The sequence below is a fragment of the Gordonia sp. 11cp genome (assembly GCF_057767225.1).
On record NZ_CM173437.1, the window covers coordinates 862,456 to 878,406 of the forward strand.

A 15,951-nucleotide genomic window follows, 5' to 3' on the forward strand; every position below is an offset into this window, starting at 1 on the left:
GTAACATTGTTTAACTATTTGACGGAAGGCTCTTCAGCCACTCGTAGTGCGCATCGAAGTGGTTCGCCGGCCGTTTGATCATGATCGCATCAGCTTCTGCGACAATGGCTTTGGATTCAGCGAGCTCAAGGGTCGCGCGAACCGAGACCTTCCTTCCGTCGCGTTCGACGATCCAACTCCGGCCGATCAAGTCCCACTCGACCGGGACCGGCTTGACGAACTTCACGGTGAGGGTGCCGGTCACCGCCAGCTCATCTCTGACGAGGAGGGCGTGCCCGACCAACTCGTCCATCACGCCCGCGGTCCAACCGCCGTGCGCGACCTGGGGCCCACCTTCCTCTTCGGGGGGACACACGACCTCGCTGACGATCGTGCCGTCGTCACCGAGGACCTCCGAGTGGATACCGAACCGACATTCTCCGAGGGCGTGGCAGCCATGGCACAGACTCACACCACCGGGCGACTGTGGCGCGTAGAAGGGCGATGAGGGGTCGAGCCTGTTGGCGATCGCACCGTCGGCGCCGTTGATGTGGTCGATTCGTTCGGACACCGTGTGTTTCCCCTTTGGATGACGGGCGACTGGATGACGGGCGGCTGCCTGCGAGACGACGGCAACTCCTCGTCACCGACTGCCAGGTGGGTACGGCCGCGGAGAAAGGACTCCGCGGCCGTACCGGCTGAGGACTACTTCACGACGGAGGGGAACAGCTCCTCGAACGAGCCGCGGAGGACCCGATCACGGATGTTGTCCTCGACACCGTCGAACACCGTCCGCAGAGTCTGCTGGGTGTGCCCGTAGGTGCCTTCGAGGTGGGGGTAGTCGTCGCCCCACAGCACGTTGTCGTAGTTCGTGTCCTTGATGACCTGGACCGCACTGATGTCGTGCTGGAACGAGGCGAAGACCTGCTGCCGCACGATCTCACTGGGCAACCGGGACAGTCTCGGGCGCACGAACATCCCGTGCTGACGGTAGGCCTCGTCCATTCGGTCGCCGATCGCCGGCACCCAACCCGCACCACCTTCGGCGACCAGCACCTTCAGATCCGGATGGCGATCGAGGGCGCCGCCCGCGACGAGGTGGGTGACGACCCGCATGCCCGGGTACGTGGTCTCCATGTAGTTGACCACCGCGCCGCCGGGACCCCGGTAGACCACGTTCTGGGCACCGGTCCCGATATGGAAGGTCAGGGGCAGGGCGAGTTCCTCGGCCTTGGCCCACAGCGGCTCCCAGATGTCCAGTCCCCACGCGCGATCGTCGGAGATGCCGCAGGGGAAGTAGAGCGCCTTGAATCCCAGTTCCGCTGCACGCTCGGCCTCCGCGACCGCGTTCTTGACGTCCATCAGCGGGACGATCGCCGGGGCGAAGATGCGATCCTGGACCGACATCACTTCTTCGACCGCCCAGTCGTTCCACGCCCTGGCGACCGCGTTCTCGAGCTCGGGGTCCCGGATGTTGCAGACCCAGAATCCCATCGACGGGAAGGCCAACTGGGACTGCACGCCCTCCTGGTCCAGGTCCTGCAACCGGATCTTCAGATCCAGGAAGCCCGGAGGACGCATCGCGTCCATGAAGTCGTTGAGCTGGCGGTCGATCTGGGTGCCGTCGATGTAGACGATCTCGTACTTCTCACCGCGTTCGGATCGAGGTGCCCGATCTGCCAGCGCCTTGGGCAGGCGCGAGGTCCACAGATCTTCGGGCTCCATCAGGTGGGAGTCACCCGAGTGGGCCAAGATCTTTTCCTCGGTGGCTTCTCCCGCCGGTGCGGGCATCACAGTGGTCATGAGTCCTCCTCTATGTGATTGCGGCTGCTATGTGATTCGGCTGAGCGACTGTGCCGACGGAGGCCACTGGCCTCTCTCCTCGACATACTTTACACTGTAACGTAAATAAGCGGTACTGCGTAGCAGAACTTCGACAGAACGCTGATCACACGCCCCGAGGAGGCCCCCGATGGACCCGATGACCGACGTCACCCAGCTCTCGGCCACACAACGCGAGGACCTGCTCGCGTTGCTGACGCCGGAGAACCTGTCCGCACTGATGCGATCGACCTGGACATGGGACGACCGCGCCTTGCGCCGCGCGCTCAGTGAGCTCCTGGTCGATCTGGCCGCGGTCCGCGAACTGCGGGTGGGAGACGTGGAATGCGCTGCGGCCGTTCTGGAGACAGCAGAATCGCGTGTTCTCGCCGCCGCCGGCGAATTCGTCGCCGAAGTCCTCGGACCGCGGCTGCTCGCCGACACGGGCAACCCGTTCCGCGAGGCACTGCTGCCGCTCGTCTCGGCCACGAGTTCGCTGTGGTCGGCCGCGGAGCGTGCTCTGGACACCGTTGCGACCGATGTGACCGGACGGGTGATCGAGCGGAACGAATCCCTGGCGACGAATCTGCCGGAGGACAAATGGGCCGAGCGAGCATTCGACGCGTCGCCGTTCGGCCTGGCGAAGGTCTCGTACTCGGCCGGATACAGCCTGTCGACCACCGACTACTTCGCCTCGGCGGGCCTGGCGGCACAAGCGTTCCGGATCGCCGCTTCGCCCACCGAGTCCATCGAACTGGAACGGTCCACGCTCGCCGCGGCGGAGAAGACCGGGTCGTGGGACCCGGCCCTGGTCAAGACGCGGGCCACTCCGGATGGCGACGGATGGCAGATCACCGGCGAGAAGTGGTACGTACCCGGTGCCGACCGCGCCGAGATCCTGCTGGTGATCGCTCGCACTACCGGTGGACCGTCGTTGTACCTCGTCGACCGCAATGCTCCCGGGGTCACCGTCGAGGCACTCGACTCGCTCGACCCGGAACGACCCCTGTTCCGCATCACGTTCTCCGATGCGCCGGCCCGTCTCATCGGCCGTGAGGGAGCAGCCGGCCGCACCATGAACCGAACCGTCGACAAGGCGACCACCACACTTGCCGGCGAGCAGATGGGCATCGTCGATCGCGCACTCAAGGACCTGTCCACAGTCCCGCCGTCGTGTGCCGACGACGCGTCGTGGTTGCGCTACACCCGGCAGGTTGCCGAGCTCGAGGTGCGACGGGCCGGCGCGACCGCATTGTGGTACCGCGCGGTCCGCTCCCAGGGCGAAGACGACATCGACGCCGCGGGCACAGCTGCTGCGATGGCCCACATCGGTTGTTCGAACGCCGCCCGTCGGGTGGCCCTGCATCTCAGCTCCGCCACCACCGAGATCGATGCCGAGACCAGCGAGCGGATCCAGCACGGCGCCCGTTACACCGACCTCCTCCTGGGGGGCCCGGCACTCGCCCACGAGCGGTTGCTCGAACGCCTCGGGATCTGACGGTTGCCCACCGACGCCCCCGGCGGCAGTGCACTCATCGCGACGAGCTCAGGTGCTCCGGCCGGTGAGTACACTGCCGCTGTGGCAGCGAACCCCGAGGTTGTGAGCGTCGAGTCGGACGCCCCCGCACCGAAACGCACCAGAGGGCGTCCCTCCACACTCACCGAGGCGCAGATCGTGGACGCGGCACTCAAGATCGTACGAACCGACGGCATCGACGCGCTGTCGATGCGCCGCCTGTCCCGGGAACTGGGCCGCTCGCAGATGGCGGCCTACTCCTACGTCGCCGACAAGCAGGAGCTGCTGGACCTGGTCGCGCGACGTACCCTCGCCGAGATCGAGATCCCCGGTCCGGATGCCGGGCCCTGGGACGTCCGCCTACGGCTGCTGATCGACGGCATCGACGCCCGGTTGCGGCAGCACCCCGGTCTTGCCGGCGTGCTGCTGCAGCGCATGCTGTCCTCGGACCTGAGGCTGGTCGACGCACTCATGGCCATCATGGTGTCCGCCGGGCTGGCGGAGGAACAGGTGCTTCTCGCCTACGCGATGATCCACACCTATCTGTTCGGCCGCTATCAGGTCGGCGTAGCGGCTGATCCCACGACCGGGACGCCGCTCCCCCCGACCCTGTCGCGAATGGTCACGCATCTGGGTTCCCTGCACGGCGCCGATTACTACGACTTCGGTGTGGCCACCCTCATCGACGGACTGCGGGTCCGCGTCGAGGAGAATCTCCTCCACGCGGACCCGCACGGTCCGACTCGTCAGGAGTGAAGACGGACGGCGTCCGCTCCCACCGTGACGCCGTCGATGTCGGCGACGATGTCGGTCAGCGGGGCACGCCGTGGTCCGACGCTCGACACGACGACACTGCCGTTCTCATCGCGTAGCGCCCACTCCGCACCGTTGACCCGCACGAGGTCGGGAGTGCCCGGCTGCGCGAGACCCAGCGCGGGCCCGATGAGTGCGAGCGCGGCGGCACCCTCGACCCCGGCTTCGGACAGCTCGCCGTACGCGTCGTCACGCGCCCAGATCAACCGGACCCCGGAGAAGAACGCCCGCAGATCGTCATGCTGGGAGGCGACCGTCGTCAGGGTCTCGGAGCCGAGTCCGATGACCACGGTGATCGGCATCCTGCCGAGCACCGAGACGAATCGAGCTGCGTCCCACCCGTATGTCTCGGCGGGGGTGTACGTGGCACCGATCCGGCGCAGCGCGTGGACCAGCGGACTCAGCCAGGGGGCTTCGTGATTGGGCGTGGTGACGAGCACGTGATCGGTGGCGGTGACCCCGGCCTCGGTCAGCTGGGCGAGAGCCCAGTCGGTGTCGCGTTCGAAGTCGTCCCACCCGATCTCGTAGTCGACGATGTCGTCGCCGGAACGGAGTACCCCGATTCCGTAGATCGGAGAACGCGGCAGTTCACTCGCCGCCGCCAACATGGTCTGTCGTGTCATTCCTTCACCGTCCTGGGAAACTTGGCCACACTTGAGCTGTACTGCAAGATCTCTTCCAGGGTCAGCATGGCGACATCCACACCGACGCCCAGTTCCGCTTCCAAGATCTCGACCACCCGTTGTTCGACATCACCGACGTCGTCGGTCCGTTCGGGTGCGTAACCGACGCGCAGACGCAGACGCTTCATCGGGCCGTCTGTCCTGATGATCTGGAACATTCCGTCGCTGAGTTCGGGCAGCGTCTCGACCAACCGCCACACATCGCTGACGACGATCGCCTTTCCGTCGATGACCGTCTCGTCACCCTTGCGACCGGCCACCCAGAAACGGGCGTGCTGCCGGCCGATCGAGGACGGCCCACGCGTCAGGCGGACGAGATCGCCCGACCGGAATCGGATGTAGGGTGCCGCCCGGTTGTCCAGGTCGGTCGCGACGAGCTCACCGACCTCGTTGTCCCCCACCGCCTGACCCGTCACGGTGTCCAAGACCTCGGGGAGAATGGTGTCCTCCCAGAGCTGGAACCCGTCGAAACCCGGCCCCTCCCAAGCTGTTCCGGTATCACCCGCGCTCGTGTAGGTGACGATCTTGACGCCCCAGTCCTCGGTCACCTTGCGCTTGAGCGCGGCGCCCATCGGTTGTCCGGCGAAGGAGAAGAACTTGACCGACGAGAAGACCTCACGAAGGTCGTACTTCGACTCGAGCTTCTCGAACTCCATGATGGCCGGGAGGTGGACCTGCATGTAGGCGACCTGGTGCTCCTTGATCGCCCGGATGAGCCCTTCGCCCTGGCCGAGCCAGCTGTCGGCGAAGACCGGAGTCAGGCCCAGCGAGTGGTAGAAGTCGTCCCAATAGTTGCGGAAACTACCGACCGGCACGACGACTCGATCACCCGGCCGCAACCCGTGCGCATAGAGATCGCGCGCCGACGCCGTCGACAACGGGGGTGCCTGGGTCCAGATCTCGGGAATCGGCTCGGGCTCGGACGTGGTACCCGACGTCGTGGTCACCGACACCAGCTCGCTCGGCTCGACGCAGAGCAGTCCGCCGAAGGGGTCGCCGGTTCGTTCGCGATACGCCTGGATGTCCGACTTCGACAGGGTCGGGATCTTGGTGGTGAAATCCTCGAGCGTCTTGATGTCGTCCGGGGTCACACCGGCATCGCCCCACAGCGAACGGTAGAGGGGCGAGTGGTCCCAGGCGTAGCGGACGAGTTCGACGACCGCCGCCTCCTGGCCGGCCGCTATCTCCTCCCGCGAGGCCAGCTCGATCGCCGGCTCCAGCAATTCGTGATCCCCGTCGTTCTTTGTGCGACTCGCCTCTTCGAGTCCGCTTTGAGTCATCAATCTTCCTCCATCATGTTGGTGACCGCGCAGACGCACACCTGGATGCCAACTGTCGCCGTCAACGTGACCCAACGCACACCATACAGTAAACTGATTGAACTTTTTAGAGTTCGGGTGAAACGGACATCGCGCAGCCCCCTCCGCTCGCTTTACACGCACACCCCTCTGAGGCACAATTCGGAAACATCCAATCAATTAAGCGGATTAAGGAAGCTCTGACATGCTCACCATCGCCTGCGGCTGTCACGTCGACCAGAGCTCGCGCCACATCGAAGGAGATCGACCGTGAGTCTGAGTGACGTCGCAATCGTAGGGATACACGCGACCGAGCAAGGTCGACAACTCCCTCATCGCACGTCACTCGACCTCGCCCAGGAAGCGGTGTTCGGCGCCATTGCAGACGCGGGCCTGTCCCCGTCGGATGTCGATGGAGTGGCCGCCGACTGGCCGGGCCCGGGCGGTCATCCACCCGAGGGGTTCTCCTGGGCGCGAGCCCTGGGCGGTCCCGTCCGATGGGTCGCCGATTCCCTGCTCGACACGTCGGGCGCGCGCGGCGTGCTGAAGGCGGCCGCCGCCATCGATGCGGGACTGTGTGACGTCGCGGTCGTCGGCGGCGGGATGGCCGGCGTCTTCGGCGCGGGCGCCAGCATCGGAGCGGGGACCGAGCCCGCGGAGTTCACCGACGTCTGGGGCGGGTATGTCGTGCCCCTGTTCGCCCTCGTGGCCGCCGAACACATGCACCGCTTCGGCACCACCTCGGAACACCTGGCCACGGTTGCCGCGACAGTCCGGAACAACGGTCACACCAATCCCGAGGCGATCATGTACGGACGTGGGCCGTACACGGTCGAGGATGTCCTCAACTCGCCGATGCTCGCGACGCCACTGCACCGACTGGACGTGTGCCTGGCCGGCGAGGGCGGCGCAGCAGTCGTCCTGGCGCGCAAGGACAGAGCCCGCGACCTGCCTCATGTACCGGTGACCGTGCTCGGCGGCGCGATGGAGTCCGTGGGCGGGGCTTACGTGATGCCGCCGTCGTACTCCGAGGTCGGCCGCCTCGGCGCCGACGCCGCTGCCCGAGCGTTCCGGATGGCCGGGCTGGGCCCGGCAGACGTCGACGTCCTGAGTCTCTACGACCCCAACTCGTTCGAGATCATCCGTCAGCTCGAGACCCTCGGGTACTGCGCCGAGGGCGAGGGCGGCGCGTACATCACCGACGAATCGATCGGGCTCGACGGCCGGCACCCGGTGAACACCGACGGCGGCTGCCTCTCGTACGCCTGGAACGGGACGCAACAGATGACGCTCAAAGTGATCGAGTGCGTACGTCAACTCCGCGCAGACGCCGTTCATCAAGTGGCCGATGCCCAGGTGACGCTCGCAGCCAATGCCGGTTCTGCGGCCAGCCATTACGAAATCGCACTCTTCGGGAAGGGGCAGCGGTGAGAAGACTGGCCGCGCAACCGTCAACACTGTCGGAACCGTTCTGGACGGCTGCACGCGAGCATCGCTTCGTGGTGCCGCGCTGCAACCGGACCGGCACATACTTCTTTCCTCCGGAGCGATGCGTCCCCGGAACTGCGTCGACGGACTGGTCGTATGTGCCCAGTGGCGGGACTGGCACGATCCTCACCTTCAGCGTCGTGCACCGGTCACCGTCGCCCGACATCGAAGCGCCTTACGTCCTTGCCGTCGTTCGACTCGACGAAGGATGGACCTATCTGACCAACATCGTCGGCTGCGACCCGGCGGAGGTCACGATCGGCATGCCCGTCTCCGTGACCTTCCTCGATGTCGAAGACGCCTCCCTGCCAGTCTTCACGCCTACCAACAGATCTGGAGAATGACATGCCCACCCAAGTGACTCTGTCCGACATAGCGCACGAGAACAGTCGACGTTTCCCGGATCGCACCGCGGTCGTCGACGGCGACACCCGATTCACCTGGAAACAGTTCGAGGCGCGGGTCACGAGGTCCGCCAACCTGCTGACCGATCTCGGGGTCTCCCGAGGCGATCGCGTCATGTGGCTGGCCCAGTCGTCGTACCGATTCCTCGAACTCCTCGTCGCCGCCAGTCGCGTGGGGGCGATGATCTGCCCGGTGAACTGGCGCCAGTCGGCGGACGAGATGGCCTTCGTCATCGAAGACTTCGATCCCACCGTCATCGTCTGGCAGGCCGAGGAGATCGGCGAGGTCGTGACCGCGGCACGTACGAAGGCACAGTCGCGCGCTGTCTGGATTCAGGCGGACGGTGACGGCCCGGACGGCTATGACGCACGGCTGCAGTCGGCCTCGTCCGAGGAGCGGACATCACAGGCGACCGCCGACGACGCCCTGCTCGTCATCTACACAGCTGCCATCGTCGACCGTCCCGGTGGATCGATGCTCACCAACCGCAACCTGATCTCGATGGCACTGGCGACCGGCGAGGCGACCGGAGCCGACCATCAGTCGGTGTTCCTCAACTCGGGCCCCTTGTTCCACATCGGTAACTTCCAGTTCGATTCACTCCCGGTCTTCGTCCGGGGTGGAACCAACGTCTACATCCGCCGCGTGGACGCCGCCACCGTCATCCGGGTGCTCGCCGAGGAGAAGGTGACCTCCGCTTTCCTGATGCCGCCGACGATCATGGAGATCAAGGCCCTCAACGCGAACGGCGAGTTCGATCTCTCCCACCTGCGTGCCGGGGCCTTCGCCCCGGTCTGGGGTGACACCCTCCCGGTCGACAACACCGGCTGGGGACAGCGTCCGGGCGGGTTCGGTCAGACCGAGGTCACCGGCCTGGCCCTCCTCCGGGCGTTCGGTCCCGCGGGCGCCGGCAACGGCGGGCGCCCCTCGCCCGTGGACCAGGTCAAGATCGTCGATCCGGAGGGCGTCGAGGTCGCCGACGGTGAGATCGGCGAGATCGTCATCCGCGGTGACACGGTCCACCTCGGTTACTGGAACCGTCCGGAGATCAATGCCGCACGCTTCCTCGACGGGGGATGGTGGCGCACGACCGATGCGGGCCGACGGGAGGCCGACGGTACCGTGTCGTTCCTCGGCACGATGACACGCATGGTGAAGTCGGCGGCGGAGAACATCTATCCGCCCGAGGTCGAGGGATGCCTGCGGAGTCATCCCGCGGTGAAGTCGGCAGCGATCATCGGTGTACCCGATCCCGCATTCGTGCAATCGGTCAAGGCGATCGTGGTCCTCGAAGAAGGGCAGTCCGTCACCGAGGAGGAGCTCCGGGCGTACTGCAAGGAGCGCATCGCGTCGTACAAGAAGCCGAAGTACGTGGAGTTCGTCGACTCCATCCCCACCGTGGGTGGACAGACCGACTACGACGCACTCGACGCGGCGTTCGGCGGCGGCGGTTACCCCGGCAAGGCCGACATCTCGAAGACGACCGTCTGACATACAACCACACAAACAGTCGAGCCCCGGTCCATCGGACCGGGGCTCGACTGTTTGTGGTGTGTATCGAGATGGACGACGCTTCAGTCGACGATCGGCGCCGACGTGATCTCCGAGGTGTCGACGCCCGTCCAGAATCCGCTCCACGTGGTCGGATCCACCCTGGGCACCGTCGGTGGGTGCGGGGAGGTCTTCCAGCTGTCGAACTGGACAGACTGCGGGGTGTCGACGGCGTCGACCGCGTACCAGTGCCTTTCGCGCCGGGTGGCGAACAACCATTCCCCGTCGACGCGACGGTATGTGTCGTCGTAGCGAATCGCCATGACCACCCAGCGGCCGCCGACCTCGTGCTCGGCACGACAGTAGACGTGTCCGTGGGCGGAGTCCCGATCGTCGAGGACTATCCGGTGACCCATGATGAAGTGGATCGACCGGTAGAACTGTTCCACCTGCGGGCTGATGAACTGCTTCAGCGCTTCACGGCCGTTCCCGAATCTCCCGGCACGGACGTCCGGGACGAAGAGCCCGACCCAGGTATCCATGTCGCGCTGATCCACCGCCATGGCGTACCGGATAGGGAGCTGCCCGATGTCCTGGCGGGCTTCGATCCGCTCGATCCTGTCCTCGATGCTGCCGGCCGTCGTGTCGGTGCCGATCCCCGAGTCGTCGCCGCTTCCACTGTCGCGGTCCCCGGCCATCTCACGCACCACCTGTCAGCATCAAGGTCTCGCCCGTCATGTAGTCGAGATCCGGGCTCACCAGAGCCACCACGGCTCGCCCGATGTCGTCCTCCGGGTCGCCGACACGTCCCAATGGGATACCCCTGCGCATCCTCTCGAACCGTTCCGGCTGGGCGTCGCGGAACTCGACCGCCGACGGTGACAGAGCATTGGGGACCACGACGTTGACCCGCACCCCGTACCGGCCCCACTCGCGGGCTGCCACGCGCGACAGACCGCGGATCGCCTCCTTCGCCATCGCATACGCGCCGAAACCGGCCGCGCCGTCGATGGCCGTACTCGAGCCGAAGTTGACGATCGAGCCACCGCCGGCGGCCTTCAGATGAGGCAAGGCCGCCTGCATGGCGTTGAACGTCGCCATCGCCCCGGTCTCCCAGCTGAGGGCAACGTCATCGGCGGTGAGATTCTCGAGCGGTCCCTGAATCGTGGACTGCGCGTTGTTGACCAGGATGCTCAATCCCCCGAACGAGTCCACCGTCCGACGCACGGTCTCCTCGATCTGCTCCGGGATGGCGACATCGCATCTCAAGGCTATGGCGCGACCGCCGTCGGCGACGATCTCATCGGCCACGGCCACGCATTTCGCCTCTGTCCGCCCGGCGAGCGCGACCAGCGCGCCCTCACCCGCCAGGGCACGGGCCACGCCTCGCCCGATGCCCTGTCCGGCCCCGGTGACGAGCGCGACCTCCCCGGCCAATCTGTCACCCACGCGATTTTCCTTCCTCGTCGACCCCGGTTCCGGAAAGCAAGGGGCGCAACCGATTGCAGATCACCGACACGTTGTCGCGAACCCGGTCCTCGGGCATCCCGCCCAGCGACGCCCAGAAGTACACGGTGTCCACCGGTGCGCCTGCCGTGTGTTCCCGAACGCGCACCGCGACGTCCTCCGGCGTGCCGTAGAAGAAGTAGTCCAGGCTTCCGCGAGGACTGCGCGAGGCGACCGCGTCCGGATCCACGAGCCGCGGCACCGGGTGTTCGGTGCCCTCGACCATGTGACGACGATACGAGTTGAGTTGGTAGGCAAGGTGTTCGGAGACGAATGGCCAGTCGGCCTCGGGATCCTCCGACACCCAGCCCTGAATGCCTCCGCCCATTGCCGCCGAGTTCGGATCGTGTCCTGATTCGACGAGCGCGTCGCGGTACGCCGGCCACATATCGGCATTGGGAGTGAGCAGGTTGGCGCCGAGCCGCCCCGCCCGCGCGGCGCCCTGCGGCCCGAGGTAGCCGAGCCAGATCGGAACCGGCTGTTGGATCGGAGCAGGCGTGACACCGCCGGCTCCCCACAGTTCCCTGATCTCGGTGACGCGGCGGTCGGTCTCGGCGTAGCGCCGGGACGTCGACGCGCCGTACAACTCGAATTCGGGAATCCGATAGCCCGCACCGAGTCCGAGATCGAGGCGGCCGCCGGACACCAGATCCACGATCGCGGCCTGTTCGGCGAGTTCGACCGGGTTGTGCAAGGGGGCGACGACGATCCCGGTCCCGATCCGACAGTCACGCGTACGCGCGGCGGCAGCGGCCGCCATCGTCAACGGCTGTGACAGGTAGCCGTCGTCGAACAGGTGATGTTCGGTGAACCAGAGCGAGTCGATCCCCGCCCGATCGGCTTCCTCACAGAGTTCCAGCGTGAAGGAATAGAGCCTCGCCGGATCCGTGTGCCATCCGGACGGGTTGCGCATGTCGAAGTACAGCCCGACCTTCATCGACGGCCCTCCGTCCGGCCCGAGGGCGCCGGAGCGACCCCGAGGCCGATCAACGCAGGTTCTCGTAGATCGTCGCGTTGGCGGTACCGCCGCCCTCACACATCGTCTGGAGGCCATACCGGCCGCCCGTACGTCCGAGGTGCGAGATGAGGGTCGCCGCGATCCGTGCGCCCGAACCGCCGAGCGGGTGCCCCAGGGCGATCGCTCCGCCCAGGGGGTTGAGCGCTTCGTCCGGCGCACCCGTCTCGGCCTGCCAGGCCAGCGGCACCGGCGCGAACGCCTCGTTGACCTCGAAGGCAGCGATGTCGGCGATCGACAGGCCCGATCGCTTCAGCGCGAGCGCCGTCGCCGGGATAGGACCCGTCAGCATCTTGACCGGATCGTCTCCGGTGACGACTGCGGTGTGGATCCGCGCGAGCGGAGTCAGGCCGAGCGCTGCGGCTCGCTCCGACGTGGTGATGAGCAGAGCTGCGGCTCCGTCGGAGATCTGCGAGGCGTTGCCGGCCGTGATGACGCCGTCCTCGAGGAAGGGCGTCTTCAGGTTCGACAGCTTCTCGACCGTCGATCCGCGACGGATTCCTTCGTCGACCGAGAGCACCTGGTCACCGACCTTGGTGGGCACGATCTCGTCGACGAACGCGCCGTCGTCCTGCGCCTGGGCGGCCCGCTCATGTGAACGCACGGAGTACTCGTCGAGCTGCGTCCGCGAGAGCTTCCACTCGCGGGCGATCAGTTCGGCACCGGCACCCTGGTTGAATCGACCACCGAAACCCGGTGCGGTGAGCTCGTCCTCGTATCGGGTCACCGCGGGGCCGCCCATTTCGCCGGTGCCCTCGACCGTCGCCGCACCCATCGGGACGCCGGACATCATCTCGACGCCGCCGGCCACGACCACGTCGGCATGTCCCGCGATCACGGTCGCGGCAGCGGTGGAGATCGCCTGCTGCGAGGACCCGCACTGGCGATCGATGGTAAATCCGGGCACGCTCTCCGGCCAGCCGGCCCCCAGGACGGCCATCCGACCGATGTTCCCGGACTGCTGGCCGACACTGATCACGTTGCCCCAGTGCACGTCGTCGACGATCGACGGATCGATACCGGCGCGCTCGGCCAGAGCCGTCAGGACCTGGGCCGAGGCGTCGACAGCATGCACGCCCGCAAGCCCTCCGTTCCGCTTGCCGATCGGTGTCCGGGCCACTGCCACCACAACCGCGTCACGCATACCTTCTCCTCACTTCGGCTCGTCGGGCCAGCGCCGACGAAAAAGTCCAATTAGTTAACTATATAACAGGCCGCCTCACGTCGTCGTCAAGCACCGTGGGCGAACCGCCGGACCAGGTCGGGTTTGCGCACCTTCCCGGTCGAGGTCCGGGGGAAGTCGTCGACGAGGAACCACTGGGTGGGCTGTTTGCGCCTCGGCAGGTGCTCGGCGGAGTAGGCGGCCAGCTGTCCCTCCGTGAGCTCGGCACCGGGTACCGCTCGCACCGCCGCGACCAACCGCTCCCCGAGGCGATCGTCGGGCAAGCCGAACACCGACACCTCCTGTACCGCTTGATGTCCGGCGATGACCGGCTCGATCTCGGCCGGGTAGAGATTCTCACCGCCCCGCACGACGACATCGCGGATCCGCGAATGGAAGGTCACGATGCCTCCTGCCATCGAACACAGGTCCCCGGTCCGCAGCCAACCGTGCTCGTCGGTCACCGGGGTGACCTGCCCGGTGTCGTCGTCGAGATAGCCGGTCATGATCAGCGGCCCCCTCACGCAGAGCTCACCGACCTCGCCGTCCGCTTGCACGCCGTCGCGGCCCAGGATGAGATAGTCCCGGCCGCGCAGCGGGCGACCTATCGTTCGCGTCCGGAGGAGTGTCGGGTCCTCACGCCCACTCAGCGTCAGGCACGGGGCCTCGCTCTGTCCGTACCCGACGAGGAAACGGATGCCGAGATCATGTTCGACCTTGTCGATCAGTGCCGGGTCCACACTCGTCGCGCCCCCGACGACCGAGACCACCGAGGCGAAATCAGCGGCGGTGACCGCACCTCTGTCCAGCATGTCGATGATCATCGTCGGCACCAGACCGACCACCGTCGGCTCGGTGCGCCGGATCAGGGCCCCCGCGGTCGCTGCATCGAACCGGTCCACCGAGACGTAGGAACCGCTGATCGTCAGCGCGGCGATCACGCCGGCGACGGACCCGCCCACGTGCTGCAGCGGGAGCGGATTGAACACCACCGATCCGTCCTGGGCGCCCGCGCCGCGGATGTAGGCCTCCGCCGATCCGAGGACCGCACGGTGTGACAGCACCGCGACCTTCGGCCGGCCGGTTGTCCCGGAGGTGAACTGGTACAGGAACGGATCTCTCGAGTCGACCGGGCCGGCACTCAAACCGTCCGGGGGAAAAGGCGATTCGATGAGATCGCGGATCCGCACGAACTCGACGCCCGGGGTCGGCTCGACCGTCAGATCCACGTCGGAGGTGATCACCACGACCGTGAGGCCCAGACGGTCACACAGTTCCTCGATCGTGCCGTCCGTGTCATTCGGCAGCGCGACCACACCGAGCCCGGCCCGGGCGGCGCCGTACATCGCGTATATCCACTCGGTGCGAGTGTTGCCGAGGATGCCGACCCGACGGCCGGCCGGGTGCAGTCCGCGCAACGCCGCACCCACCGTCACCGAAAGCCGGTGCAGTTCCTCCCACGACGTCGACTTCAGTACATCGCCGTCGACCCACCGAATCGCGTCTCGGCGGGGATGACTGGCAGCGACGAGCGACAGCCTCCCTGCGATCGTGGCCCCGTACGACCCCTCCCGGGGTACATCGGTTCCACCCGCCCGGACGTACGCTCGGCCGGCAACCGGCGCAGCCCCGGGCAGGGGGAGATCAGAGATGGCACGACTCGTCATTGCATTCACCCGCTGTGCTGTTCGGTGCAGTCTGTCCGACCGGCCGGCCTCGCAGAACCAATCAGACTAATAATCTACCTTATGGGCTGTCGCGCCTCCTCCAGGTCGAGGGCCGTCATCCACCTTTCGATTCGATCCCACAGCTGCCGTCGGGTCGACGCGAAGTTGTGCATGTGCGCCATCCGCGGGACGAGCGCGAGCGTGAGGTCGGATGCCGCGCCATAGGCACTCGGTTCTTGCCGCGGGTCCGGAACGACGTCGCGCTCACCCACACCGATGAAGACGGGCACGGTGATGGCGTTTGCCTCGTCTTCGATGAATCCGGGCGACAACATCGAGATGACACAGTTGGGAAGTGTTGCGCTCCCCCATGGAGGCGTCACCTCCCGGATCGGATACCCGTTCCCCATGTCTGCGGCGATCAGGTCAGCGTCGACGTCTTCCCAGTGGAACGGATACACGTAGTCCTCGGTGGATGCCGCCGACTCGGCGAGAGACAGCGTCTGCACGTCGGCGTCACGTCCGGACTGTCGACCACGGTCGGTGATTCCTTTCTGACGCTCGGCTTCGGTCCGCTGTGGGAGCACCGTGTGGCGCGCGCTGTAACCGAGGACGCCGATCGCGTCGAAACTCGATCGCCTCGCCTGCATCAGTACGGTCACTCCCCCACCCATCGACTGACCGATCCCGACCAGACGCACGTTCGGCAGGGGCGGATAGTCCACGGGCAGGCCACCCGAGCGCAACATGTCGGCTATCTGACCCACCGCATCCGCATTGGTGTCGGCGATGTCCTCGATCCGCATCGAGTCAAGACCCTGAGTGGAGCTGTCCCCGACGCCCAGGTGGTCGAGAGCGATGAAGATTCGACCTCGCGCGGCGTGGAACTCGGCTTGGCTGTAATCGCCACCGCCATCCGTGTGTATGTCGAAATAGCCGCGCGAGTACCCGCCGCCCGGCAGCGCGAACACTGCGACCGGATGATCGGTGAGTTCACTCGGGTCCGGCAGGAACGTGGTGGCGGCGATCCTTCCGCCCGGCGTGGTCACCGTGAGATCGAACTTCTCGGACATGATGATGTTCTCCTGTTCGTGGCGAATCTCGGCT

The 15,951-nt window shown here is 66.4% G+C and carries 15 protein-coding genes and 1 pseudogene; 6 read left to right on the plus strand and 10 right to left on the minus strand.

The genetic code is table 11. The features are described from left to right. Window positions 1-10: 10 nt before the first annotated feature. Complete coding sequence (locus tag AC3B6C_RS03610) at window positions 11-550, minus strand: PaaI family thioesterase (RefSeq protein ID WP_488374976.1); 540 nt, start codon at window positions 548-550, stop codon at window positions 11-13. A gap of 134 nt (window positions 551-684) precedes the next feature. Continuing rightward, window positions 685-1,782: an amidohydrolase family protein gene (locus AC3B6C_RS03615; RefSeq protein WP_488374977.1), complete on the minus strand. Its 1,098-nt coding sequence runs from the start codon at window positions 1,780-1,782 to the stop codon at window positions 685-687. A 169-nt stretch (window positions 1,783-1,951) separates the two neighbouring features. Between AC3B6C_RS03615 and AC3B6C_RS03620 the strand changes: the two genes are divergently transcribed. Both AC3B6C_RS03620 and AC3B6C_RS03625 read left to right on the plus strand, forming a co-directional pair. Next, window positions 1,952-3,298 (plus strand): acyl-CoA dehydrogenase family protein, encoded by a 1,347-nt coding sequence (locus AC3B6C_RS03620; RefSeq protein ID WP_488374978.1) that lies wholly within the window; start codon window positions 1,952-1,954, stop codon window positions 3,296-3,298. Between the two features lie 81 nt (window positions 3,299-3,379). Next, window positions 3,380-4,072, plus strand: a complete 693-nt coding sequence (locus AC3B6C_RS03625; protein ID WP_488374980.1) for a TetR/AcrR family transcriptional regulator C-terminal domain-containing protein — start codon at window positions 3,380-3,382, stop codon at window positions 4,070-4,072. On the opposite strand, the gene AC3B6C_RS03630 is transcribed toward AC3B6C_RS03625, so the two are convergent. Both AC3B6C_RS03630 and AC3B6C_RS03635 read right to left on the minus strand, forming a co-directional pair. Beyond that, window positions 4,063-4,752, minus strand: a complete 690-nt coding sequence (locus AC3B6C_RS03630) for a hypothetical protein (RefSeq protein WP_488374981.1) — start codon at window positions 4,750-4,752, stop codon at window positions 4,063-4,065. The genes AC3B6C_RS03625 and AC3B6C_RS03630 overlap by 10 nt on opposite strands. After that, on the minus strand, window positions 4,749-6,092 hold the full coding sequence (locus AC3B6C_RS03635; RefSeq protein WP_488374982.1) for a phenylacetate--CoA ligase family protein: 1,344 nt from the start codon (window positions 6,090-6,092) through the stop codon (window positions 4,749-4,751). The genes AC3B6C_RS03630 and AC3B6C_RS03635 overlap by 4 nt, the downstream gene beginning before the upstream one ends. Before the next feature lie 288 nt (window positions 6,093-6,380). Between AC3B6C_RS03635 and AC3B6C_RS03640 the strand changes: the two genes are divergently transcribed. The 4 genes and pseudogenes from AC3B6C_RS03640 (at window position 6,381) to AC3B6C_RS03655 (ending at window position 9,494) form a co-directional block, all read left to right on the plus strand. Further along, a complete protein-coding gene (locus tag AC3B6C_RS03640) occupies window positions 6,381-7,541 on the plus strand; it encodes a thiolase family protein (RefSeq protein WP_488374984.1) in 1,161 nt (386 codons plus the stop codon). Next, window positions 7,538-7,648 (plus strand): annotated as a pseudogene (locus AC3B6C_RS03645) (zinc ribbon domain-containing protein); the annotation flags it as partial. The gene AC3B6C_RS03640 and the pseudogene AC3B6C_RS03645, both read left to right, overlap by 4 nt. A gap of 48 nt (window positions 7,649-7,696) precedes the next feature. After that, window positions 7,697-7,942, plus strand: a complete 246-nt coding sequence (locus AC3B6C_RS03650) for a Zn-ribbon domain-containing OB-fold protein (RefSeq protein WP_488376214.1) — start codon at window positions 7,697-7,699, stop codon at window positions 7,940-7,942. Window position 7,943: 1 nt separating this feature from the next. Beyond that, on the plus strand, window positions 7,944-9,494 hold the full coding sequence (locus AC3B6C_RS03655; RefSeq protein WP_488374985.1) for an AMP-binding protein: 1,551 nt from the start codon (window positions 7,944-7,946) through the stop codon (window positions 9,492-9,494). Window positions 9,495-9,577: 83 nt separating this feature from the next. On the opposite strand, the gene AC3B6C_RS03660 is transcribed toward AC3B6C_RS03655, so the two are convergent. From AC3B6C_RS03660 to AC3B6C_RS03685, 6 genes are all read right to left on the minus strand, one after another. Further along, window positions 9,578-10,192 carry a nuclear transport factor 2 family protein gene (locus tag AC3B6C_RS03660; RefSeq protein WP_488374986.1) on the minus strand — a complete coding sequence of 205 codons (615 nt, stop codon included), beginning with the start codon at window positions 10,190-10,192 and terminating at the stop codon, window positions 9,578-9,580. Between the two features lies 1 nt (window position 10,193). Beyond that, complete coding sequence (locus tag AC3B6C_RS03665; protein ID WP_488374987.1) at window positions 10,194-10,943, minus strand: SDR family NAD(P)-dependent oxidoreductase; 750 nt, start codon at window positions 10,941-10,943, stop codon at window positions 10,194-10,196. Further along, window positions 10,936-11,937 carry an LLM class flavin-dependent oxidoreductase gene (locus AC3B6C_RS03670; RefSeq protein WP_488374989.1) on the minus strand — a complete coding sequence of 334 codons (1,002 nt, stop codon included), beginning with the start codon at window positions 11,935-11,937 and terminating at the stop codon, window positions 10,936-10,938. Before AC3B6C_RS03670 ends, AC3B6C_RS03665 begins: the two co-directional genes overlap by 8 nt. A gap of 49 nt (window positions 11,938-11,986) precedes the next feature. Beyond that, entirely contained in the window at window positions 11,987-13,159 is a 1,173-nt protein-coding gene (locus tag AC3B6C_RS03675; protein ID WP_488374990.1) for a thiolase family protein, read from the minus strand. 86 nt (window positions 13,160-13,245) lie between these two features. Continuing rightward, the gene (locus AC3B6C_RS03680) at window positions 13,246-14,844 is read right to left on the minus strand and encodes a class I adenylate-forming enzyme family protein (RefSeq protein ID WP_488374991.1); all 1,599 of its coding nucleotides are present in this window, start codon (window positions 14,842-14,844) and stop codon (window positions 13,246-13,248) included. A 74-nt stretch (window positions 14,845-14,918) separates the two neighbouring features. Then, window positions 14,919-15,917: an alpha/beta hydrolase gene (locus AC3B6C_RS03685; RefSeq protein WP_488374992.1), complete on the minus strand. Its 999-nt coding sequence runs from the start codon at window positions 15,915-15,917 to the stop codon at window positions 14,919-14,921. Between the last annotated feature and the right edge of the window lie 34 nt (window positions 15,918-15,951).

Coding starts and splice junctions, on each gene's coding strand:
- AC3B6C_RS03615 (WP_488374977.1), bottom strand. CDS start 1,782: ATGACCACTGTGATGCCCGCACCGGCGGGAGAAGCCACCGAGGAAAAG.
- AC3B6C_RS03655 (WP_488374985.1), top strand. CDS start 7,944: ATGCCCACCCAAGTGACTCTGTCCGACATAGCGCACGAGAACAGTCGA.
- AC3B6C_RS03675 (WP_488374990.1), bottom strand. CDS start 13,159: ATGCGTGACGCGGTTGTGGTGGCAGTGGCCCGGACACCGATCGGCAAG.
- AC3B6C_RS03680 (WP_488374991.1), bottom strand. CDS start 14,844: ATGACGAGTCGTGCCATCTCTGATCTCCCCCTGCCCGGGGCTGCGCCG.
- AC3B6C_RS03635 (WP_488374982.1), bottom strand. CDS start 6,092: ATGACTCAAAGCGGACTCGAAGAGGCGAGTCGCACAAAGAACGACGGG.
- AC3B6C_RS03660 (WP_488374986.1), bottom strand. CDS start 10,192: ATGGCCGGGGACCGCGACAGTGGAAGCGGCGACGACTCGGGGATCGGC.
- AC3B6C_RS03670 (WP_488374989.1), bottom strand. CDS start 11,937: ATGAAGGTCGGGCTGTACTTCGACATGCGCAACCCGTCCGGATGGCAC.
- AC3B6C_RS03685 (WP_488374992.1), bottom strand. CDS start 15,917: ATGTCCGAGAAGTTCGATCTCACGGTGACCACGCCGGGCGGAAGGATC.
- AC3B6C_RS03620 (WP_488374978.1), top strand. CDS start 1,952: ATGGACCCGATGACCGACGTCACCCAGCTCTCGGCCACACAACGCGAG.
- AC3B6C_RS03630 (WP_488374981.1), bottom strand. CDS start 4,752: ATGACACGACAGACCATGTTGGCGGCGGCGAGTGAACTGCCGCGTTCT.